Genomic DNA, 19441 nt, shown 5'->3' with positions numbered 1-19441 from the left:
TGGTCAGGGCAGGGCGGGGGCGGCGGCGAGGGCCGGGGCGTTGAGGCGGAGCAGGGCGGTGGTGTCGTCGGTCATCCGGATCTCGGTGAGCGCGGCGTTGTGGAGCTGCGGGAGGACCCGGCGGTACGCGCCGAGCGGGATGCCCAGCAGATGGCAGAGCAGGACCCGGACGAGGGTGGAGTGGGCGACCACCAGGACGCGGCCGTGCGGCTGGTCGCGGGCGATGTCGGCGAGGCAGGCGGCGGCGCGTTCGGCGGCGTGGCGGGGGTGTTCGCCGCCGGGGAGGTGGTGGTCGGCGGGGTCGGCCAGGAAGGCGGCCACGTGCTGCGGGAAGCGTTGCCGCATCTCGTCGCGGGTCAGGCCCTCGCCCTGGCCGAAGTCGAGTTCGTAGAGCCGTTCGTCGACGTGGAGGGGGAGGCCGCAGGCGTCGGCGGCGGGGGCGGCGGTCAGGCGGGCGCGGGAGAGCGGGGAGCTCCAGACGGCGGTGAGGTCGGCGGTGGCGGCCCACTGGGCGAGGCTGCGGGCCTGTTCGCGGCCGCGGTCGGTGAGCGGGACGTCGGTGCGGCCGGCGTAGCGGTTCTCCGCGTGCCAGACGGTCTCGCCGTGGCGGACGAGGAGGAAGTCGGTCACGGGGTGGCCCTCCTGAGGGCGTGGTCGGCGACGGCCGGGTCGAGCCAGCCGCGGTGGGTGAGTTCGTCGACGAAGCGGTGGTAGGTGGGCAGGTGGCGGGCGGTGCGGTCGGGGGCGGGGCGGATCTCGGTGCCGGGGCGGACCATGGCGGCGGCGGCCTCGGCGAGGGTGACGCCGGCGGAGGTGGCGGCGAGGACGGCCATGCCGAGGGCGCCTTCGGCGTGTTCGGGCACGTGGACGGTGCGGCCGAGGACCTCGGCGCGCAGCCGGCACCAGTAGGCGTTGCGGGCGCCGCCGCCGGTGAAGGTGAGCGGGCCGTCGGTGCGGGCGCCGAGGTGGTCGAGGTAGTCGAAGCAGAGGCGTTCCAGGCAGGCGACGCCGAGGAGGTAGGCGTGGAACTCGGTGGCGCGGTTGGGGATGTCGCCGAGGAGGAAGGGTTCGGCTTCGGGGGCGTGGAAGGGGAAGCGTTCGCCGCCGGTGGAGACCAGGGGGTAGGCGACCGTGTCGGGGTCGAGGGCGGCGGCCTGGTCGGTGAGGACGTCGAGGTTCTCGCCGTGGAAGTACTGGGAGACGACGCCGGCGCCGCTGCTGGAGGCGCCGCCGGGCAGCCAGGTGTCGCCGGGGCCGCGGTGGCAGTAGACGACGCCGGCGGGGTCGCGGATCAGGTGGTCGCTGCTGCCCTTGAGGACGAGGGTGGTGCCCAGGACGGAGTTCCAGGCGCCGGGGGTGAGGGCGCCGGCGCCGATCTGGGCGGCGCAGCCGTCGGTCATGCCGGCGACGATGGTGGTGCCGGCGGGGATGCCGGTGGCCTCGGCGGCGTCGGCGCAGACGGTGCCGAGGACGGTGCCGGGGCGGGCGACGTCGGGCAGCAGGTCGGCGGGGATGCCGAGGGAGTCGGTGACGTCGTGGGGCCAGCGTTCGTCGATGAGGTGGTAGCCGGTCTTGAGGGCGTGGCTGGCGTCGCTGGGGAGTTGCCGGCCTGCCAGTCTCCAGGTGATGAGGTCGACCTGGTGGAGGAGGCGGGTGCCGGTGCGCAGGCCGGGGTCGTGCTCCAGGAGCCAGCGGAGTTTGGGCAGGGCCCAGGAGGGCGGCATGCTGCGGTAGCCGAGTTCCTGCCAGACGGCTGAGCCGGCGGTGTTGACCGCGTCGGTCTGGTCGGCGGCGCGGCCGTCGTCGTACATCAGGCCGGGGGTGAGCGGGGTGCCGTGGCGGTCGGCGAGGAGGAGGGTGCCGGAGGTGCCGTCGAGCGCCAGTCCGCGGATGCGGTGCGGGTCGAGTCCGGTCAGGGCCTCGCGGCAGGCGTCGGCGAGCGCGGTCCACCACTGGTGGGGGTCCTGCTCGTGGCGGTTGCCGGTGCGCTTGCTGGTGAGCGGGCGGGCGGCGGTGGCCAGGAGCTGCCCGGTGCCGTCGACGGCGAGGCAGCGGGCGCTCTGGGTGCCGAGGTCGAGGCCGAGCCAGATGTCGTCGGGGGCGAGTCCTGGGCCGGGTGCGTGTGGGTCAGACACGGATGCCTCCAGGGGCGGGGGTCTCGGCGGGGCGGGGCGTGCGGGCGCTGGGGGCCGGGCGTCGGGCCGTGGCGCCGCGCCAGCCGGCGGTACGGGCGAGCTCCCGCCAGCTGAGGAAGTCCTCGTGGAGGGCGGCGTAGAAGGCGGCACGCTCGGGGTCGGGCTGCCAACTGCGCTGCATGTGGACGTACTTGTCGGCGGCGCGGTGCATGCTGCTTTCGGCGCCGGTGCGGACCAGGCCGGTGAGGAAGGCGCCCTTGGCGCCGATCTCGGTGTCGCCGGAGCGGGCGGTGGGCACGCCGGTGGCGTCGGCGATGAGGGCGCACCAGGCGTCGTTGTTGGCGCCGCCGCCGCACAGCCGCAGTTCGGTGACGTCGGTGCGGGCGGCGGCCAGGCAGTCGCGCAGGACGAGGGAGAGCCCGTCGAAGACGGCGCGGGCGAGGTCGGCGGGGGTGTGTTCGAGGGAAAGGCCCCAGAAGGAGCCGCGGGCGCCGGGGTCGAGGAAGGGGGCGCGTTCGCCGGCCGGCGACAGGTAGGGCAGGAACATCAGGCCGTGGGCGCCCGGCTCGGACTCGAAGGCGAGCCGGCCGAGTTCGGGCGGTCCGGGGAGGTGGAGGAGGCGGGCGGCCCAGCCGAGGACTTCGGCGCCGTTGAGGGTGGGGAAGGCGCGCAGGACGCGTTCGCGGCCGCGGTAGGCGATGTGGACGCCGGAGGGTTCGCCGGTGGTGTCGATGCCGGTGCGGACTATCTCGGTGCACAGGGTGGTGCCCAGGATGCTGCAGGCCTGGCCGGGGTTGACGACGCCGACGCCGCGGGCGGTGGCGGCGATGTCGTAGGGGGCCATGACGACGGGGAGGCCGGCGGGCAGGCCGAGTTGGGTGGCGGCGTCGGGGGTGAGTTCGGCGATCCGCTGGTCCTCGGCGAGGACGGTGGGCAGCAGTCGGGCGTGGGCGGTGAGGCCGAAGAGCTCCAGGATCGCCGGGTCGTACTGGCCGGTGGCGTGGTCCAGGAAGGGGGCGGAGGCGTCGGACTCGTCGGTGGCGCGGACGCCGGTGAGGCGGAGGAAGAGCCAGCCGGCGGCGGTGAGGGAGGTGGCGGAGCGGGCGAGCCGGTCCGGGTCGTGGGCGGCGAGCCAGGCGAAGAGCGCGTTGGGCATGCCGGCGCAGGTCAGTGAGCCGTTGCGGCGGAAGGCGGCTTCGAGGAGGCCGTCGCGCTGCCAGGTGGTGAGCAGGTCGCCGGCGCGGCCGTCGGACCACAGGATGGCGGGGCCGGTGGGCCGGCCGTGGTCGTCGACCAGCCAGGCGCCGTCGCCCTGGGCGGTGAAGGAGACCAGCCGGACGGGGTCGGTGAGGTCGGCCAGGACCTCGCGGACGGTGCGGACGACGGCCTGCCAGACGGCTTCCATGTCCTGTTCGGCCCAGCCGGGGTGCGGGCGGTGGACGTCGGTGGCGACGCGGGAGACGGCGATCTCGTTGCCCTGGTCGTCGAAGACGACGGACTTGATGACGGTGGTGCCGGCGTCGATGGTCAGTACGGACATCAGCGGGGTCCTTTCACGCCGAGGCCGGGGCGGTGTGCGGCGCGGCGGCGGGCTCGCCGGCCGCTGCCGGCTCCGGCCCGTCCGGCAGCTTCAGGAAGAAGGTGAGGGCGCAGCTCACCGCATACATCCCCGCGAAGATCCAGACCACCCCTTCGACGCCGAGCGGCCCGACGAAGGCGGCGACGACGGCGGGTCCGACGAAGGTGCTGGCGCCGGCGCCGAGGTTGAGTGCCGCCAGTGCCTGTCCCTTGTGCCGCGGCTCCAGAGAGGGCATCAGCGCTGATATCGGTACGTATCCCGCCAGCGTAGCGCCGTAGAACGCGGCGACCAGGAGGGCGAGCGGGAAGTTCGGGCCCGCGGCGGTGGGGACGTAGAACAGCAGCAGGGTGCTCAGGGTGCAGCCGGCGCCGCCGCACCAGGCGATGGTGCGGCGCCAGCCGATGCGGTCGCCGATCACGCCGAAGGCCAGGTTGGCGAAGATGTTGGTGGCGAACATCGCGCTGAGCAGGTGCAGCCACTGGGTGAGGGAGAAGCCCACGGTCTTGGTGAAGTACACGGGCAGGATGACGAAGAAGCCGAACTGGGAGGCGGTGTTGATGACCCGGACGACGGAGCCGGCGCCGACCCGGGGGTTGCGCCAGAGGATGGTGACGCTGCCGGCGAGGGTGGCCAGCGGCCCCTCCCCCGCGCCGCGCGGCCGCGGGGCGCCGTTGGCGTCGCGGACCAGCAGCAGGGCGATCAGTCCGCCGGCGGCGACCAGTGCCAGGGCGGCCCACAGGGTGGCGTAGGCGCCGATCTGCGGGATCAGGCCGCTGGCGACGAGGGAGCCGAGGGTGGGCAGTCCGCCGGTGAAGGCGAACCAGAACCAGCCCATGGCGGTGCCCAGGCGGGCGCGGGGTGCGACGCCGGCGATCCAGACGAGGAAGCCGTAGGCGAAGAGCGGGTAGCCCAGGCCGCGCAGGCCGTAGCCGAGGAGCATCAGCGGGTAGCTGGTGAGCGGGATGGCCGCGGTGAGGAAGAGGACCTGGAAGGCGGCCCAGACCGCCAGCCCGGCGGCCATCACGCGGCGCGGTCCCCACAGGTCGGCGAGGACGCTGGAGAGCCAGGCGGCAAGGGCCGCGGTGATGCCGTAGACGGTGAAGAGGAGGGCGACGCGGGATTCGGGGATGCCGCGGTCGATGAGGTACGGGGAGAGGTAACCGGACTCGACACCGTCGCCGATCATGAAGAGGAGCAGGCCGAGGTATCCCCAGGCGAGGGTCGGCGGGATGCCCAGGCGGGTCAGGAGTGCGCGGGGCGCGGACAGCGGAGGTTTCGTCATCGAAGCTCCCCTTGTTTCTGCGGCGGGTCGGGTGCGGTGGGTCCGGGCCGGCGGGAGGTGCGGCGGGGCGCACTGCCGGTGGACGACGTGGTGATGGAATCCCTGGCGTAAAAGGGGCGTCAAGAGTGGCCGGAATCTTCCCATCACGGCGGCGACCTGCCGTGATGCATCGGGGCGGGAGGGCATGCGGTGGGCACACGGGCCCCGGCTGCCGCGTTACATTCGTGCGAACATCACGCGGCGCTTCACTGAAGGCGACCGCGGTACGAACCGGAGGGAACGGGTCGATGGACCGGGTCGAGGCCCAGGAGGAACGGCGGCGGCACATCCGGGAGTCGGTGATCTCCCGGGGGTTCGTCCGGACCTCGGAGCTGGCGCAGCAGTTCGGGATCAGCCTGATGACCGCCCACCGGGACCTGGACGCGCTCCAGGCGCAGGGGTGGCTGCGGAAGGTGCGGGGCGGGGCGACGGGGCTGCCGTCGGCGCATTTCCACGGGTCGGTCGCGGAGCGGATGGCGACCATGGCGGCGACCAAGCAGGTGCTGGCACGGGCCGCCGCCGAGCTGCTGGTCCCCGGGCAGACGGTGATGCTGGACGACAGCACCACCTGTCTGATGCTGGCGCACCAGATGGCCGGGCACGCCCCGCTGACCGTGCTCACCAACTCGCTGCCGGCGATCACCACGCTGGCCAAGGAGCCGGGGATCTCGCTGATCACGCTGGGCGGGGCGTACTTCCCGGCGTACGACGCGTTCATGGGGCTGCACACCGCGGACGCGATCCGGGCGTATCGGCCCGATGTGCTGTTCCTGTCGACCACGGCCGTCGCCAAGGGCCGCTGCTATCACACCTCGCCGGAGACAGTGCTGGTCAAGCGGGCGATGATGGAGAGCGCGGCGCGCCGGGTGCTGGTCGCGGACCACACCAAGTTCCGCAAGGAGGGGCTGTACGCGCTGGCGCCGCTGACCGACTTCGACCTGCTGATCACCGACGACGGGCTGCCGGCGGAGCAGGTCCGGGCGGTCCGGGCGGCGGGCACGGAGGTGACGGTGGTGGCGCAGCGGGGATGAGCGGGGCCGCGGCCGGCCCTAGGCTCCCAGCCCCAGCACCTCCGGCGCGGTGGCCAGTTCCCGCAGGGCGGACCGCGGGTCGTCGAGGAGGCGGCGCGCGGTGAGGTCGAGGAGCCCGCAGACCGCGCTGATCTCGGCGGAGAGGGTGCCGTCGGTCTTGCGCACGGTCTGTTCGATCACGAAGGTCTTGCCGGTGCGCCAGACGAAGGCGCAGCTGACCTCGACCTCGTCGCCGGCGCGCAGTTCCCGGCGGTAGCGGATGGTGGTCTCCAGCGTCACCGGGCCGATGCCGCGGGCGACCATCGCGCTCTGCGGGATGCCGGCGGCCTGGAGGGCGGACCAGCGGGCGTGCTCGGCGTACTGGAGGTAGACGCTCTGATTGAGGTGGCCCTGGGTGTCGGTCTCGTAGCCGCGGACGGTGATCGGCACGGTGAAGGGCCCGTCGGTGCCCGCCGCTGTCGCCTCAGGTGCCACTTCGGTCACGATGCGCTCCTGTCTCCCAGGGACCGACTGCCGGCCCATCGTAGGGGGCAACGATCAGGCCGCGCCCGGCATTCCGGTCTCCGCGCCCAGTTCCGCCCAGCCGACGGTGCGGTCGCACCAGCGCGACAGCAGGGTGCGGTCGTGGCCGACGGCGAGGAGTCCGGCGCCGCTCTCGCGGCGGTAGGACTCGACGACGGCGACCAGCGCCGCGGTGGTGGAGGCGTCCAGCATCGCGGTCATCTCGTCGCAGATCAGCCAGCGCGGGCGGAGCACCAAGGCGCGGGCCAGGCAGGCGCGTTGCAGCTGGCCGTCGCTGACCTCGTGCGGACGGCGGGCGAGCAGGTCGGCGGTGAGGCCGACGCGGGGCGCCAACTCCTCAAGGCGGGCCGGGACTTCGGGGGTACGGCCGGTGGCGCGGAGCGGCTCGGCGATCAGGTCGGCCAGGCGCAGGCGGGGGTCGACGGAGAGCCGCGGCTGCTGGAAGAGGACGCCGAAGGCGGTGCGTTGGGCGCGGGGGGCGCGGTGCCGCCAGCCCTTGGCGGGGGTGCCGTCCAGGGTGACGGTGCCGGCGTCCGGGCGGTGCAGCAGGGCGGCGACCCGGGCGAGGGTGGACTTGCCGCAGCCGCTGGGGCCGAGCAGGCCGACCGCCTCGCCCGGGGCGATGGTCAGGGACGCGCCGCGGACGACGGGGGCGCGGCGGTCGTATCCGGCGGTGATGTCACGCAGTTCGAGCACGATCGTCCTCCTTCTCGGGCGGCATCGGCCCCTGTGACGGCACCGGGTGGTGGCAGGCGACGCCCTCGCGCGGTGCGGGGATCGTCGCGCAGGTGTCGGTGGCGCGGTCGCAGCGGGCGGCGAACGCGCAGCCGGCCGGCAGGTCGCCGAGTTCGGGCGGCATCCCGGGGATGGGGGTGAAGGCGCGGTCGGGCAGGGCGTCGAGCAGGCCGCGGGCGTAGGGGTGCCGCGGTCCGGGGGTGCCGAAGAACCGCCGGGCGGCGGTGAGTTCGACGATCCGCCCGGCGTACATCACGGCGACCCGGTCGGCGATCCGCTCGGCCGCCGGGAGGTCATGGGTGATCATCAGCAGCGCGCGGCCGGCTCCGGTGTGCCGGCGCAGTTCGTCGACGGTGCGGTCCACCAGGTCACGGTCGAGGCCGGTGGTGGGTTCGTCGGCGAGCAGCAGCGGGGCGTCGCCGGCCAGCGCGAGGGCGGTGGCGGCGCGCTGGGCGAGGCCGCCGGAGAGCTGGTGCGGGTGGCGGTCGAGGTGGCCGGGCGGGAAGGCGGCGCGCTCCGCGGCCCGTTCGGCGGCCGCCCGCAGTGCGGGCCCGCGGGGGGTGCCGGTCAGCTCCCGTACGGTTTCCTCCAGTTGGGACCGGACGGTGCGGACGGGGGTGAGGTGGGCGGCCGGGCTCTGCGGGATCAGGCCGATGCGGCGGCCGCGTACCGAGCGGGCCAGCTCGGCCTCGGGGGCGGTGAGCAGGTCGGTCGTGCCGTGGGGGTCGGCCAGCAGCGCGGTGCCGGTGGCCTCGGCGTTGCCGGGCAGCAGGCCGAGCAGCGCGGAGGCCAGCACGGACTTGCCGCAGCCGCTCTCGCCGACCAGGACCAGGCATTCGCCCGGTGCCAGGTCGAAGGCGGCGTCGGTGACGGCGGCGACGGACCGGCCGCCGGGCATCCGGAAGCGGACGGTCAGCCCGCGTACCGCCAGCAGCGGCTCTGCGGCGGCGGTGCCGGCGTCGTGCGGGGTGCCGTCGGTGGTCACAGCGTCAGCTCCGATCGGCGGCGCGGGTTGAGGCGCTCCCGCCAGGCGCCGGCCAGGCCCGCGACGGCGAGGGTGGGGACGATGATGAACAGGCCGGGGAAGAGGGTGGGCCACCAGTCGCCGGCCAGCAGGGAGCTGCGGGCGGCGTTGGCCATGATGCCCAGGCTCGCCTCGTGGGCGGGCAGCCCCAGGCCGAGGAAGGACAGGGCGGACTCGTGCCAGATGGCGTGCGGCACCATCAGGACGGCGGCGAGTCCGGCCTGCGGCAGGACGCCGGGCAGCAGGTGGCGGGTGGTGATCCGCCAGCGGGAGGCGCCGCCGGTCAGTGCCGCGTCCAGGTAGGGCCGGGAGCGCAGCGAGAGCACCTCGGCGCGGACGATCCGGGCGGTGGACAGCCAGTGGGTGAGCGCCACCGAGATGATCACCGGCCAGACGCCGGGCCGGAACATGGCGACGATGAAGATGCCGAGCAGCAGGTGCGGCACGGCGGAGAAGAGGTCGACCACGCGCATCACGGTGCGGTCGACCCAACCGCCGAGCGCACCGGCCAGCGCGCCGACGGCGGTGCCGACGACCGTGGCGGCGAGCGCGGCGACGACGCCGACCAGCAGGGAGACCCGCAGCCCATAGACGCAGCGGAGCAGCAGGTCGCGGCCGACCTCGTCGGTGCCGAACGGGTGGGCGGCGGAGGGGGGTTGGAGCTTGGCGGCCAGGTCCACGGCCTGCTCGTCCAGCGGGAACAGCGCCGGGACGAGGAGGACGACGAGGACGATCAGGGCGAGGACCGCGGCACAGGCGCGGAGCCGGCGGGCGCGGCGCGGGGCGGTGCCGCGGCGGCGCGGCGCCGTGCCGGCGGCGGTGGTGCTAGCCATCGAAGCCCACCCTCGGGTCGGCCAGTCCGTAGAGCAGGTCGGAGAGCAGGTTGCCGGCGAGGACGGCGGCGGTGGCGAGCACCGTGAGCGCGGCCAGCAGCGGGAAGTCGACGCTGGTGGCGGCCTGGACGGTGGCGGCGGCGATACCGGGCCAGCTGAAGACGGTCTCGACCAGCAGGGCGCCGGTGATGAGTTCGGGCACCCGGGAGCCGATCAGGGTGAGTACGGGCAGCAGGCCGGAGCGCAGGGCGTGCTGGAGCAGGACGGTGCGCTCGCGCAGTCCGCGGGCGCGGGCGCCGCGTACGGGGTCCTCGTCGAGGGCGTCGCCGACGCCCTGCCGGACGTAGAGCACGAACCAGGGGAGTTGGGAGACGGCCAGCACCAGTGCGGGCAGGACGAGGTGGCGGGCGATCTGGCCGGCGGTGGCGAGTTGGCTGCCGGTGTCGGTGAGGCCGCCGGCCGGCAGTACGCCGAGTTTGAGCGCGCCCAGCCAGACCGCGAGGAGGCCGAGCCAGTACGGCGGGGCGGCCTCCAGGACGTAGGCGACGGAGGTGACGGCGCGGTCGAAGAGGCCGCCGCGGCGCCGCGCGGCCAGGACGCCGAGGACGGTGCCGGCGCTCACCGCGAGGACGAAGGCCAGTCCGCACAGCAGCAGGGACCAGCCGAGGCGTTCGCCGATGACCTGGGCGACCGGGGCGCGCAGGCTGGTGGAGTCGCCGAGGTCGCCGGTGAGGGCGCCGGTCAGCCAGTCCCACCAGCGGGTGAGCAGCGGTCGGTCGACGCCGAGGTTGTGCCGGAGCTGGTCGAGGTTCTCCTGGGAGGCGGTGAGTCCGGCGGTGCCGGCGTAGGCGCGCACCGGGTCGAACGGGGAGGCGGCGGCGAGCCCGAAGACCCCGAGGGTGACGGCGAGGAGGACCGGCACGGCGGCGAGTGCCCGCCGTGCCGTCATCCGTGCCATCGGCCCCCAGGGCAACCGGCGGTGGCGCGTGGTCACTTGGCGGGCTGCCAGTCCTCGACGTTCCACCAGGGGCCGGAGGCCAGCCCGTGGTCGTGCGGTTCGACCTGGGTGGTCAGGTCCTTCCAGCGGTCGTCGGTCACGTACACGTGGTCGACGTGGGTGAGGAAGATGTAGGCGGGGTTCTTGACGAGCTCCCGCTGGACGGTGTCGTAGGCGGCCTTGCGGGCCTGGTGGTCGTCGGTGCGGCGGGCCGCGACGAGGTGCTCGTCGACGGTCTTGTCGGCGTACCGGGACATGTTGTTGAAGCCGTCGCCGGCGAGCGAGGAGTGCAGCAGCAGGTACTGGTCGAAGTCGGGGTCGGCGGGGCTGCCGCCGCCGGCGAGGACGGCGTCGTGCTTCATGTTCGGCTCGATGGCCTCCCAGGTGCCGGACTCGACCTTGACCTCGATACCGGCCTTCTTGGCGTCGGAGGCGAAGGCGAGGGCGTGCTCCTGGCGGAGCTTGTCGCCGGAGAGGAACCAGAGGGTGAAGCCGGCGCGTTGTCCGTCCTTGGCGCGGATGCCGTCGGCGCCCTTCTTCCAGCCGGCGTCGTCGAGGATGCGCTGGGCCCCCGCGAGGTCGTGGGGGCGCTCGGTGCCCTTGGCGAACCAGGGGCTGTCGGTGGGCACCGGCCCGTAGGCGGGCTTGCCGGCGCCGCTGAGGATGCCCTTGACCATGGCCTGGCGGTCGACGGCGAGGTCGAGGGCCTGCCGCACGGCGCGGTCGCCGGTGACCGGGTTGGCGCTGGGCAGGGTGACGTTGCGGTAGTCGAAGGTCTTGGCGGCCAGGGTGGTGCGGCTCTTGTCGCCCTTGAAGGTGGCGGCGAGTTCGGGCGGCAGGATGGCGCCGTCGAGGTCGCCGGAGCGCAGCCGGGTGGCGCGGATGTCGTCGTCCTTGATGACCGCCATGGTGAGGTGCTTCACCTTGGGCGCGCCGCCCCAGTAGTGGGGGTTGGCGGTGAAGCTGAGCTTCTCGCCCTTGGACCACTTGGTCAGGACGTAGGGGCCGGTGCCGACGGGGTGGGCGGCGAAGTCGCCGGTGTTGACGTCCTGTTTGCCGGCGATGTGCTCGGGGGCGATGGGCAGGACGGTGCGCTCGGCGAACGGCGCGTAGGGGTACTTCAGATGGAAGACGACGGTCCGGTCGTCCTTCTTCTCGACCTTGTCCAGGGCGTCCAGTTCGGCCTTGGAGGCGTTGTTGGTCTTCTCGTCGAGGATGGTGGCGTAGGTGAAGACCACGTCGTCGGCGGTGAAGGGCTTGCCGTCGCTGAACGTCACGCCCTTGCGGAGGGTGAAGGTGTAGGTCTTCCCGCCGTCGGTGACCTTGGGCAGGGCGGCGGCGAGCGCGGGCGCCAGGCGCATGCCGGCGTCGTGGGTGAGCAGCCCGTCGAAGATCTTGGAGTTGCCGTCCTTGCCGTAGCCCAGCAGCGGGCTGAGCGTCTCGGGTTCGAAGGCGATACCGACGACCGCGGTGTCGGTGAGCCTGCCGCTGCCGCGGCCCTCGTCCGGAGCGGCGCAGGCCGCCGCAGTGAGCGCCGTCGTGGCCGCCAGCGCCGTGGCGGCCACGCGCCGTATGGACCGGGAGGTCATGCCCACACCCCTCTTGGAGATCGACTGTTGTTGCGAACGGCTCGCAATTGTGCGGATGCCATTAAACAGTACGTAAAAGTGTGGTCATGAACCGGTCCCCGGTGGCCGGGATGTGCTGGTCCGGCGGGCCGGGGCGGGCGTCCGATCAGGGGGTGCCGGTCACGAGCTTCAGGTCCCACTTCTCCAACGGCTTGTCGACGGGCTGGAAGATGGTGACGGTGTCGCCGCCGATGTCACAGGTCGCCGCGCCGCCGCCGGAGTGCACCCCGACGGCCTTGGGGGCACCGGGCTGGGTGACGTAGGAACCGCCCGAATCCCCGGCCGCCGAGCAGGCGTTGGTGAAGGAGAGCCCGGAGATGACGGTGGTGCCGTAGTCCACGGTCTGGTCGGCGCGGGTGATCTCGCCGCAGTGCCAGCCGCTGGTCTGGCCGGAGTGGCAGATCGACATCCCGACCAGGCCCTCCTGGGAACCGGTGACGACGACCGGTCGGCCGCCCTCGGCGGCCACCTGGGGGCTGAGCTCCCAGCCGGGCCGGTCGACGGCCACCAGGCCGAAGTCGCCCTCGTAGCCGTTGACGCTGCGGGCGCCGTGCGGATTGGCGGTCCCCAGCCGGCTGCCGTCCTTGCCGAACGCGGGCTGGTCGGCCTTGAGGGTGCAGTGCCCGGCGGTCAGGAAGCCCCGGAAGCCGTCCGCGCCGGTCACCGAGAAGCCGATCGAGCAGATCCCGTCGGTCCCCGGCATCCAGCGCTCGCCGCCGATGACCGTGCGGTTCTGCTGGCGCGGTGCCTGGTCGCGGCGTTCGACGACGACCGGGACCCGCGTGCGGGCGGCGATCCGCCGGACCGCGTGCTCGAAGCCGGCGGTGCGCAGGGTGCGCGTCGCGCGGTCGACCTGTACCACCACCCCGTTGGCGCGCTCGTCGATGCCCCAGCCGGTGACGCCGGGGATGCCCCGGCCGACCCGCTCGGCGATCCGCCGCACCACTTTGCCGAGCGCCGCCCGGCTGTGCCGGACGGTCCTGGGCACCGCACCGGCGGCCCGCACCCGCCGGGCGTCGGCGGCCTGGGTGACCGCCACCACGAGCCGGCCCGCCGCCTTGTCGAACCACATGCCGGCCGGCGGTGCGGCCAGCGCCCGCCGCACCACGCCGGCGGCCTGCTGCGCCTGGGCCTCCTGTGCGAGCCGGATCCGGGCCTGGGCCGGGGACAGTCCCAGGTCCCGGCGCATCGCGTCGAGCATGTTGCCGCGCTGGGCGGGCTGGGGGGTGGGGTCGGGCTGCGGCAGGGCCCGCGCCGGGCCGTTCGGGAGGACGGCCGCCAGCACGACGGCGGCGGCCGCGCTCCAGAGTGCGGCCTGGGAGGTGCGGCGTTCCATCGGGGTCTCCTCGCGGTGTCGAGTACACGTCGGGCCCCGCCCCGGACCGGGGCGTGTGCGGGGTCAGCCCGCACCGTGAGATTCCTCGACACCGTCCCGGGCGGCACGGGGGAGAGCACCGGCATCATGGCCCGGTGAACTCCGCCGAACGTCCTCAAGTCCCCTGCGCCGACAGCCCGGTTGGGATCGACGCGTTGCCCATGGCGCTGTGGAACGTCGCCTACTCGGCGGCCCGCCATCCGGGAGCCGGGCCACCTGAATGCCCATCACCCCCGGGCGCGGGGGCGGCGCCCTGGGACCTCACCGGGGGCGCCAACTGCCAGCGCTACGCCTATGCGGTGCTGGCCCACTTCGGCCGGTGGGTGCCGCCGCTGCGGTCCTCCGAACTCTGGGCGGACCGGCGGGCGACGGGCCCGGCGGACCCGCCGGGCCCGCTGGACCTGGTGCTGTTCGACGGCGGTCCGGTCACCGGGCGGCCCGAGGGCTACGGCGCGCACGTGGGCCTCCACCTGGGCCCGGACCGGGTGCTGCACCTGTGCCGGGAGGTGGGCCGCCCGGCCGTGTGGTCGTACGCCGACTTCGCCGCGCGGCCGCGGTACGCCCGCTTCCTGGGCGCGAAGCGGGTGGTGCCGGGCGCGTTCCCGGAGGGGTAGCCGCGGTGGCGCGGGAGGAGTGGACCCGGCGGGCCGGTCAGAAACCGCCGCCGAAGCCCCCGTCTCCCCCGCCGCCGAAGTCCCCGCCGCCGAAACCGCCGTCGCCGAAGCCGCCGCCGAAGCCGTTGGGGTCGAAGTCGGCGCCCGTGACGTCGCCGCCCTGCGCGCCCTGGTAGCCGCCGAGGTCGGCGCCGTAGGCCGGGGTGGCCATCATCATGTGGCCGAGCGCGGTGCCGACGAGGAGGCCGGGGAGCAGCCCGCCGCCGAAGTACCCGCCGGCCCAGGGGGCGTAGGCCGGACCCGCGTCCCAGTAGGGGCGGTCGCCCTGCGGGGTGCGGACCGTGCGCGCCATCGGCTCGCGGCCGTCGTCCAGGCGGCTCTTGTCGGCGGCGCAGACCGGGACGGTGCGCGGGGCGCCACCGGGCGGGGCCCAGGCGGCGTCGGTGACGGACGGGCCGTGCCGGGGGTCGAAGAAGCAGGGCAGCCGGCGCTCGGGCAGCGGCCGCCCCGCGCGGCGGGCGGCGAGGGTGGCGAGGGCGAAGCGGCCCTCCTCCAACTGCTTGGTCACCGCCTGGACGTCGCCGGGGTGCTGGGCCGCGGCCATCGCCGACTTGGCGTCCTCGTAGGTGTCCAGGGCGCGGGCGTAGTCGGCGCGCATCGCGTCGTCGGCGCCGGGCTCGCCCGGGTCGAAGTCCAGCCGGTCCAGCTCCTCGCCGAAGGCGGTGATGTCCTCGTCGACGACGACCCGCAGGTCCTCAAGGGCGGCGCGCTCCTCCTCGGCCCGCCGGCGGCGGTTGCGGCGGGCGACGGCGTAGGCGCCGCCGCCCCCGATGACGATCAGTGCGCCGAGGCCGACGGCGGTGCCGGTCTCGAAGCCGTCGCCGGCGCCGCCCCAGGAGGCCGGGGCGTGGCCGCGGGCCTCGGTGACGGCGGTGTCGACGAAGCTGTTGAGGCGCTCGGAGACGGTGGGGTACTGGGAGCGCTTGACGGCGCCGACGAGGTTCTGGACGGCGGTGTGCGGCATCACCCGGGGGTCGGCGCCGGCGTTGAAGCCGCCGCCGAGCTCGACGGCGTAGACGCCGCTGATGCCGACCTTGGTGCGCAGGTCGCGGAGGAGGGTGGCCGGCTGGTAGTCGGAGGTCTTGGGCAGGACGGCGACGAAGACCGGTTTGCCGGAGTCCTTGATCTTCTTCGCCAGGGCGTCCGCCTGGCTGGCCGAAAACTGACCTGAGGCGCGGGGGTCGACATAGACCGGGCCCTTGCGCAGGGCGGCCGCCGCCTCATCCAGCCCACCTGCCGCGTGGGCACCGGGTGCGGCCACGGTGACCATCGCGAGGAGGGCCGCCAGGAGCAGGAGCACCGGTGCGATCAGCACACGGCGGGGTGCGGTCGTCATGGCTCCGACGCTACCTGAACCGCACTTTCCAGACACCCTCGCCAATTTACGGAATTTTTACTGATCGCCCCGGTGTGCCGGGGAGTATCGCCCCCGGTCGCGGGCCCTGTCGCGCCGGAGCTGCCCATGCAGGTGGTCGCCGGGCGCGGCTTTTTGATGATCAAGGTCGCCGGGGATGTTCCGGCTCGTCCCTTCCCGGCGAGGCCCGGACATACCCGCGGTCGACGCCCGCGGAGGGACCCGAGGAACGACCCGTCCCTCCCTGAGGAAAGGAGGACGCGATGGGCAGGCTCGCCGAGGCGGCCAACTCCCTCGCCCTCGCCGTCGCCGCCACCGCGGTCGGCTGCACGCTGGTCCTCGAACTGTCCCCCACCCACCACTCCGACACCGGGCGCGCCACCTCCCGCGCCACCGCCACCCGCGGCGGTCGCGGCCCCGGCGACCCGGCGGCCCGGGCCGCCACCGCCGCGCTCGGCGCGGCCGCGAAGGCGCCGCTGCCGGGAGCCCCGCTCCGCCGCGCCGGCCGGATCCGCGTCACCGCACCGGCCGGCCCGATGAGCCTGCGGGCCAACGGCAGCCTCCCGGTGACGTGGACCAACACCACCGGCGCCGAGGTGGACGTCTGGCTGAGCGCGGCCGCCGGCCGCGGCCGGATACAGCGGCTGGCGCTGGTCTCCCCGCGGGCCGGCGCCGCCGCGGCCGGCGAGGCCCTGGTGACCCTGCCCGCGGTGGTCCCGGGCCGGGCGTACGCCCTGGAGGTGGCCGCCGGGAACGGCGCCGCCCACGCCTTCAGCCGGCCGTTCGCGGTGACCGACTGACGGTAGGGGCGCGGGAGTTCGGCCCGTAGGGGGGCAGCCGTGTCGGCGCCCCCTACGGGCCGGGTGCTCCCCCGGACAGAACACCTAGGGCGCGGCCAGGTCGACCAGCCCGGCCAGCGCCTCCCGGTGGTGCCCCGGTGTGCCGAGGGCGAGTTCGTCGCTCTTGGCCCGCTTCAGGGCGAGGTGCGCGGGGTGCTCCCAGGTCATCCCGATGCCGCCGTGCAGTTGGATGCACTCCTCGGCGGCGCGCACCGCCACCGGCGCGCAGTACGCCTGGGCCAGGGCGACCGCCACGGGAGCGTCGGCGGCGTTGCGGGCCAGTGCGTCGGCGGCGTTGCGGGCCGCGGCCCGGGCGGAGGCGACGTCCAGCCACAGCGCCGCCATCCGGTGCTTGAGCGCCTGGAACGAGCCGACCGGGCGGCCGAATTGGGTGCGCTCGCGGGTGTAGCGGACGGTCTCGGTCAGGCACCACTCGGCGAGGCCGAGCTGTTCCGAGGCGAGCAGCCCCGCGCCGGTGAGCAGCGCGCGGCCGACCGCGGCGCGGGCCCGCTCCCCCTGGGCCAGCGGGCGGCCGACGGCACCGTCGAAGGCGAGGTGGCCGAGCGGCCGGGTCAGGTCGAGCGGGGTGACCGGCTCGATCCGCACCCCGTCCGCGGCGGCGTCGACCGCGTACAGCGCGGGGCCGTCGGGGCCCTCCGCCGGTACGAGCAGCAGTCCGGCGCCGGCCGCGCCCGCGACCGAGGTGACGTGCCCGGTGAGCCGGCCGGCGGCGTCCGCCCGTACCGGGGCGGGGCCTGCGGCGCCGGGCCCGGTGGTCAGCGGGACGGCGAGCGCCCCGAGGGTGCGGCCCTCGGCGAGCGCGGCCAGCGGGCCGGCGGCCTCGTCGCGGTCGGCCTCGCAGCCGAGCAGTGCGGTCACCGCGAGCACGGCGCTGGTCAGGTACGGCACCGGGGCCACCGCGCGGCCCAGCTCCTCCAGGACGACGGCGGCCTCCCGGGGGCCGGCGCCCGCGCCGCCGTACTCCTCCGGCACCAGCAGCCCGGCGGCACCGATCCCGGTGGCCAACTCCCGCCACAGGTCCGCATCGTGGGGCCGGCCGCTCTCCAGGCCGGCGAGCACCGCGTCCGGGGCGCAGCGGTCGGCGAGCAGCGCCCGCACGGCGGCGCGCAGGGCGTCCTCCTCCTCGGAGTAGAGGAGGTCGGGTTCGGGGGCCGGGGTCGTGGCGGTCATCGGGGGAGGTCCTTCCACACGACGTCCTTGTCGGTGCGCGGTTCGGGCGGGAGGCCCAGGACGCGCTCGGCGACGATGTTGAGCAGCACTTCGGAGGTGCCTCCCTCGATGGAGTTCCCCTTGGCGCGCAGATAGCGGTAGCCGGCCTCGCGGCCGGTGAAGTCGACGCCCTCGGGGCGGCGCAGCGTCCAGTCGTCGTAGGTGAGGCCGGCCTCGCCGCGGAACTCCACCTCCCAGCCGCTGATCTGCTGGGCGAGGCGGGCGAAGGCCAGCTTCATGCCACTGCCCTCCGGGCCGGGTTGCCCCTTGGACAACTGCTGGCCCAGGCGTGCGCCGGTGAGGCGGGCGACCTCGGCCTCCACCCAGAGTTTCAGCAGCCGTTGGTGCAGGTCGTGGGTGCGCAGTGCGGGGTGGTCGCGCCAGGCGGCCGCGGCCACCCCGATCATCCCGCCCTCGCGGGGGATGCGGGCGCCGCCGATGGCGACCCGTTCGTTCATCAGCGTGGTCCGGGCCACCTGCCAGCCGTCGCCGACCGCGCCGAGCCGGTGGGCGTCGGGGATCCTGACGCCGGTGAGGAAGACCTCGTTGAACTCCGCCTCGCCGGTGATCTGGCGCAGCGGGCGCACCTCGACGCCGGGGTCGGACATATCGCACACGAAGTACGTCAGCCCCCGGTGCTTGGGGACGGCCGGGTCGGTGCGGGCGACCAGGATCGCCCAGCACGCCAGATGGGCGCTGGAGGTCCATACCTTCTGCCCGTCCACCAGCCAGTCCGCCCCGCCCTCGTCGCGGACCGCGCGGGTGGCCAGCGCGGCGAGGTCGGAGCCGGCGCCCGGTTCGCTGAAGAGCTGGCACCACACCTCCTCGCCGGTCCACAGCGGCCGCAGGAAGCGCCGCTGCTGCTCCTCGGTGCCGTAGCGGAGGATCGTCGGCGCGGCCATGCCCAGGCCGATGCCGATCCGGCCGGGGTCGTTGTCCGGGGCGCCGGCGGCCGCCAACTCGGCGTCCACGACGGCCTGGAGGGCACGCGGGGCGCCCAGGCCGCCGAGCCCCTCGGGGAAGTGGACCCAGGCGAGCCCGGCGTCGAAGCGGGCCCGGAGGAAGTCCAGGCGGTCGGTTGCGCCCGGAGGGTGGGCGGCGAGCAGGTCGGCGGTGCGCCGGCGCAGGTCGGCGGCGTCGGTCATCGGGTCGCCTCCGTTCCGGGGACCACCACGAGGCGGCCGACGGAGTCGCCGTCGGCGACGCGCTGGACCGCGTCGGCGGCCGCGGCGAGCGGGACCCGCGCGCCGATCAGCGGCGCGATCGCGCCCTGGGCGGCGAGCTTGGTCAGCTCCTCGTGGCAGGCGTCGACGGCGGCCGGGTCCTTGGTGGCGTAGAGCCCCCAGTGCAGGCCCAGGATCGCGTAGTTCTTGATCAGGGCGTGGTTGAGGCCGGGGGCGGGGACGGTGCCGCCGGCGAAGCCGACGACGACGATCCGGCCCTCGAAGGCGATGCACTTGGTGGACCTGGTGTAGGCGTCGCCGCCCACCGGGTCGTAGACCACGTCGGCACCGCGCCCGCCGGTGGCCTCCTTGACCGCGGCGACGAGGTCGTCCGTGCGCCGGTCCAGGACCAGGTCGCAGCCCAACTCGCGGGCGGTGCGGGCCTTTTCGGGGCCGCCGACGACGCCGATGACGCGGGCGCCGGCGGCCTTGCCGAGCTGGACGGCGGCGCTGCCGACGCCCCCGGCGGCCGCGTGCACCAGCAGCGTCTCGCCGGCCTGGAGCCGGGCCCGGCGGTGCAGGCCGAACCAGCCGGTCTGGTAGCCGATGTGCAGGGCGGCGGCCTCGGCGTCGTCCAGCGCCTCGGGGGCCGGCCGCACGGTCGCGGCGTCGACCACCGCCAGCTCGGCGAACCCGCCGCCGGGCAACGCCGGTTGGGCCAGCACCCGCGCGCCGATGGCACCGGCCGCGCCCTCGCCCGCGGCCAGCACCTCGCCGCAGATCTCCACACCGGGGGTGAACGGCAGCGGCGGCCGGACCTGGTACTGGCCCCGGCACAGCAGCGCGTCGGGGAAGTTGACGGCGGCGGCCCGTACCCGCAGCAGCAGTTGGCCGGGGCCCGGCTGCGGGTCGGGCACCTCCTCCAGCCGCATCACCGCTCGCGGCTCCCCGTTCGCGTGCACGCGCCATGCCTTCACCTGATGCCTCCACAGACCTCGGTC

18 protein-coding genes are annotated in these 19441 nt (G+C 74.9%); 3 read left to right on the top strand and 15 right to left on the bottom strand.

The genetic code is table 11. The features are described from left to right. Window positions 1–3 precede the first annotated feature (3 nt). From ACIQE0_RS01635 to ACIQE0_RS01620, 4 genes are read right to left on the bottom strand one after another with little or no spacing between them, the layout of a single operon-like run. Complete coding sequence (locus ACIQE0_RS01635) at window positions 4–630, bottom strand: histidine phosphatase family protein (RefSeq protein ID WP_402328258.1); 627 nt, start codon at window positions 628–630, stop codon at window positions 4–6. Beyond that, complete coding sequence (locus ACIQE0_RS01630) at window positions 627–2135, bottom strand: FGGY-family carbohydrate kinase (protein ID WP_402328256.1); 1509 nt, start codon at window positions 2133–2135, stop codon at window positions 627–629. The genes ACIQE0_RS01635 and ACIQE0_RS01630 overlap by 4 nt, the downstream gene beginning before the upstream one ends. Beyond that, a complete protein-coding gene (locus ACIQE0_RS01625; RefSeq protein ID WP_402328254.1) occupies window positions 2128–3675 on the bottom strand; it encodes an FGGY-family carbohydrate kinase in 1548 nt (515 codons plus the stop codon). The genes ACIQE0_RS01630 and ACIQE0_RS01625 overlap by 8 nt, the downstream gene beginning before the upstream one ends. A gap of 13 nt (window positions 3676–3688) precedes the next feature. Next, on the bottom strand, window positions 3689–4996 hold the full coding sequence (locus ACIQE0_RS01620; protein WP_384104448.1) for an MFS transporter: 1308 nt from the start codon (window positions 4994–4996) through the stop codon (window positions 3689–3691). A 287-nt stretch (window positions 4997–5283) separates the two neighbouring features. Here ACIQE0_RS01620 and ACIQE0_RS01615 point away from each other — a divergent pair, with 287 nt between their 5' ends. Further along, entirely contained in the window at window positions 5284–6066 is a 783-nt protein-coding gene (locus ACIQE0_RS01615; protein WP_402328252.1) for a DeoR/GlpR family DNA-binding transcription regulator, read from the top strand. 18 nt (window positions 6067–6084) lie between these two features. Here the strand turns inward: ACIQE0_RS01615 and ACIQE0_RS01610 are convergent, their stop codons facing one another. The 7 genes from ACIQE0_RS01610 to ACIQE0_RS01580 form a co-directional block, all read right to left on the bottom strand. After that, window positions 6085–6549 carry an acyl-CoA thioesterase gene (locus ACIQE0_RS01610; RefSeq protein ID WP_366330288.1) on the bottom strand — a complete coding sequence of 155 codons (465 nt, stop codon included), beginning with the start codon at window positions 6547–6549 and terminating at the stop codon, window positions 6085–6087. 54 nt (window positions 6550–6603) lie between these two features. Further along, a complete protein-coding gene (locus ACIQE0_RS01605; RefSeq protein ID WP_402328249.1) occupies window positions 6604–7284 on the bottom strand; it encodes an ABC transporter ATP-binding protein in 681 nt (226 codons plus the stop codon). Then, a complete protein-coding gene (locus ACIQE0_RS01600; protein WP_402328247.1) occupies window positions 7268–8308 on the bottom strand; it encodes an ABC transporter ATP-binding protein in 1041 nt (346 codons plus the stop codon). Before ACIQE0_RS01600 ends, ACIQE0_RS01605 begins: the two co-directional genes overlap by 17 nt. Next, window positions 8305–9180, bottom strand: coding sequence for an ABC transporter permease (locus ACIQE0_RS01595; protein WP_402328245.1), 876 nt, complete (start codon window positions 9178–9180; stop codon window positions 8305–8307). The genes ACIQE0_RS01600 and ACIQE0_RS01595 overlap by 4 nt, the downstream gene beginning before the upstream one ends. Beyond that, window positions 9173–10138, bottom strand: coding sequence for an ABC transporter permease (locus ACIQE0_RS01590; protein WP_402328243.1), 966 nt, complete (start codon window positions 10136–10138; stop codon window positions 9173–9175). The genes ACIQE0_RS01595 and ACIQE0_RS01590 overlap by 8 nt, the downstream gene beginning before the upstream one ends. A gap of 32 nt (window positions 10139–10170) precedes the next feature. Next, a complete protein-coding gene (locus tag ACIQE0_RS01585; protein WP_402328241.1) occupies window positions 10171–11766 on the bottom strand; it encodes an ABC transporter substrate-binding protein in 1596 nt (531 codons plus the stop codon). A gap of 145 nt (window positions 11767–11911) precedes the next feature. Next, on the bottom strand, window positions 11912–13141 hold the full coding sequence (locus tag ACIQE0_RS01580) for a S1 family peptidase (protein ID WP_402328238.1): 1230 nt from the start codon (window positions 13139–13141) through the stop codon (window positions 11912–11914). Between the two features lie 200 nt (window positions 13142–13341). Here ACIQE0_RS01580 and ACIQE0_RS01575 point away from each other — a divergent pair, with 200 nt between their 5' ends. Further along, complete coding sequence (locus ACIQE0_RS01575; RefSeq protein ID WP_402328631.1) at window positions 13342–13794, top strand: cell wall hydrolase; 453 nt, start codon at window positions 13342–13344, stop codon at window positions 13792–13794. A 37-nt stretch (window positions 13795–13831) separates the two neighbouring features. On the opposite strand, the gene ACIQE0_RS01570 is transcribed toward ACIQE0_RS01575, so the two are convergent. Further along, window positions 13832–15190, bottom strand: coding sequence for a hypothetical protein (locus ACIQE0_RS01570; protein WP_402328235.1), 1359 nt, complete (start codon window positions 15188–15190; stop codon window positions 13832–13834). A gap of 281 nt (window positions 15191–15471) precedes the next feature. On the opposite strand from ACIQE0_RS01570, the gene ACIQE0_RS01565 reads away from it, so the two are divergent. After that, window positions 15472–16008 (top strand): hypothetical protein, encoded by a 537-nt coding sequence (locus ACIQE0_RS01565; protein ID WP_366330295.1) that lies wholly within the window; start codon window positions 15472–15474, stop codon window positions 16006–16008. A gap of 84 nt (window positions 16009–16092) precedes the next feature. On the opposite strand, the gene ACIQE0_RS01560 is transcribed toward ACIQE0_RS01565, so the two are convergent. Genes ACIQE0_RS01560 through ACIQE0_RS01550 form a run of 3 tightly spaced genes read right to left on the bottom strand, consistent with a single transcriptional unit; the run spans window position 16093 to window position 19417 of the window. Further along, on the bottom strand, window positions 16093–17238 hold the full coding sequence (locus ACIQE0_RS01560) for an acyl-CoA dehydrogenase family protein (RefSeq protein WP_402328233.1): 1146 nt from the start codon (window positions 17236–17238) through the stop codon (window positions 16093–16095). Further along, window positions 17235–18422: an acyl-CoA dehydrogenase family protein gene (locus ACIQE0_RS01555; RefSeq protein ID WP_402328231.1), complete on the bottom strand. Its 1188-nt coding sequence runs from the start codon at window positions 18420–18422 to the stop codon at window positions 17235–17237. Before ACIQE0_RS01555 ends, ACIQE0_RS01560 begins: the two co-directional genes overlap by 4 nt. Next, window positions 18419–19417: an NADPH:quinone oxidoreductase family protein gene (locus tag ACIQE0_RS01550; protein ID WP_402328229.1), complete on the bottom strand. Its 999-nt coding sequence runs from the start codon at window positions 19415–19417 to the stop codon at window positions 18419–18421. The genes ACIQE0_RS01555 and ACIQE0_RS01550 overlap by 4 nt, the downstream gene beginning before the upstream one ends. Between the last annotated feature and the right edge of the window lie 24 nt (window positions 19418–19441).

It is taken from the genome of Streptomyces sp. NPDC093097, assembly GCF_044754325.1.
In the GTDB taxonomy this organism is placed as follows: domain Bacteria; phylum Actinomycetota; class Actinomycetes; order Streptomycetales; family Streptomycetaceae; genus Streptomyces.
This window is presented reverse-complemented; position numbering and strand designations above follow the sequence as displayed.

What these genes read in the sequence shown, in the direction of transcription:
- ACIQE0_RS01590 (WP_402328243.1), bottom strand. Translation starts at nt 10,138, where the DNA reads ATGGCACGGATGACGGCACGGCGGGCACTCGCCGCCGTGCCGGTCCTC.
- ACIQE0_RS01585 (WP_402328241.1), bottom strand. Translation starts at nt 11,766, where the DNA reads ATGACCTCCCGGTCCATACGGCGCGTGGCCGCCACGGCGCTGGCGGCC.
- ACIQE0_RS01625 (WP_402328254.1), bottom strand. Translation starts at nt 3,675, where the DNA reads ATGTCCGTACTGACCATCGACGCCGGCACCACCGTCATCAAGTCCGTC.
- ACIQE0_RS01580 (WP_402328238.1), bottom strand. Translation starts at nt 13,141, where the DNA reads ATGGAACGCCGCACCTCCCAGGCCGCACTCTGGAGCGCGGCCGCCGCC.
- ACIQE0_RS01615 (WP_402328252.1), top strand. Translation starts at nt 5,284, where the DNA reads ATGGACCGGGTCGAGGCCCAGGAGGAACGGCGGCGGCACATCCGGGAG.
- ACIQE0_RS01595 (WP_402328245.1), bottom strand. Translation starts at nt 9,180, where the DNA reads ATGGCTAGCACCACCGCCGCCGGCACGGCGCCGCGCCGCCGCGGCACC.
- ACIQE0_RS01565 (WP_366330295.1), top strand. Translation starts at nt 15,472, where the DNA reads ATGGGCAGGCTCGCCGAGGCGGCCAACTCCCTCGCCCTCGCCGTCGCC.
- ACIQE0_RS01575 (WP_402328631.1), top strand. Translation starts at nt 13,342, where the DNA reads ATGGCGCTGTGGAACGTCGCCTACTCGGCGGCCCGCCATCCGGGAGCC.
- ACIQE0_RS01555 (WP_402328231.1), bottom strand. Translation starts at nt 18,422, where the DNA reads ATGACCGACGCCGCCGACCTGCGCCGGCGCACCGCCGACCTGCTCGCC.
- ACIQE0_RS01570 (WP_402328235.1), bottom strand. Translation starts at nt 15,190, where the DNA reads ATGACGACCGCACCCCGCCGTGTGCTGATCGCACCGGTGCTCCTGCTC.
- ACIQE0_RS01560 (WP_402328233.1), bottom strand. Translation starts at nt 17,238, where the DNA reads ATGACCGCCACGACCCCGGCCCCCGAACCCGACCTCCTCTACTCCGAG.
- ACIQE0_RS01620 (WP_384104448.1), bottom strand. Translation starts at nt 4,996, where the DNA reads ATGACGAAACCTCCGCTGTCCGCGCCCCGCGCACTCCTGACCCGCCTG.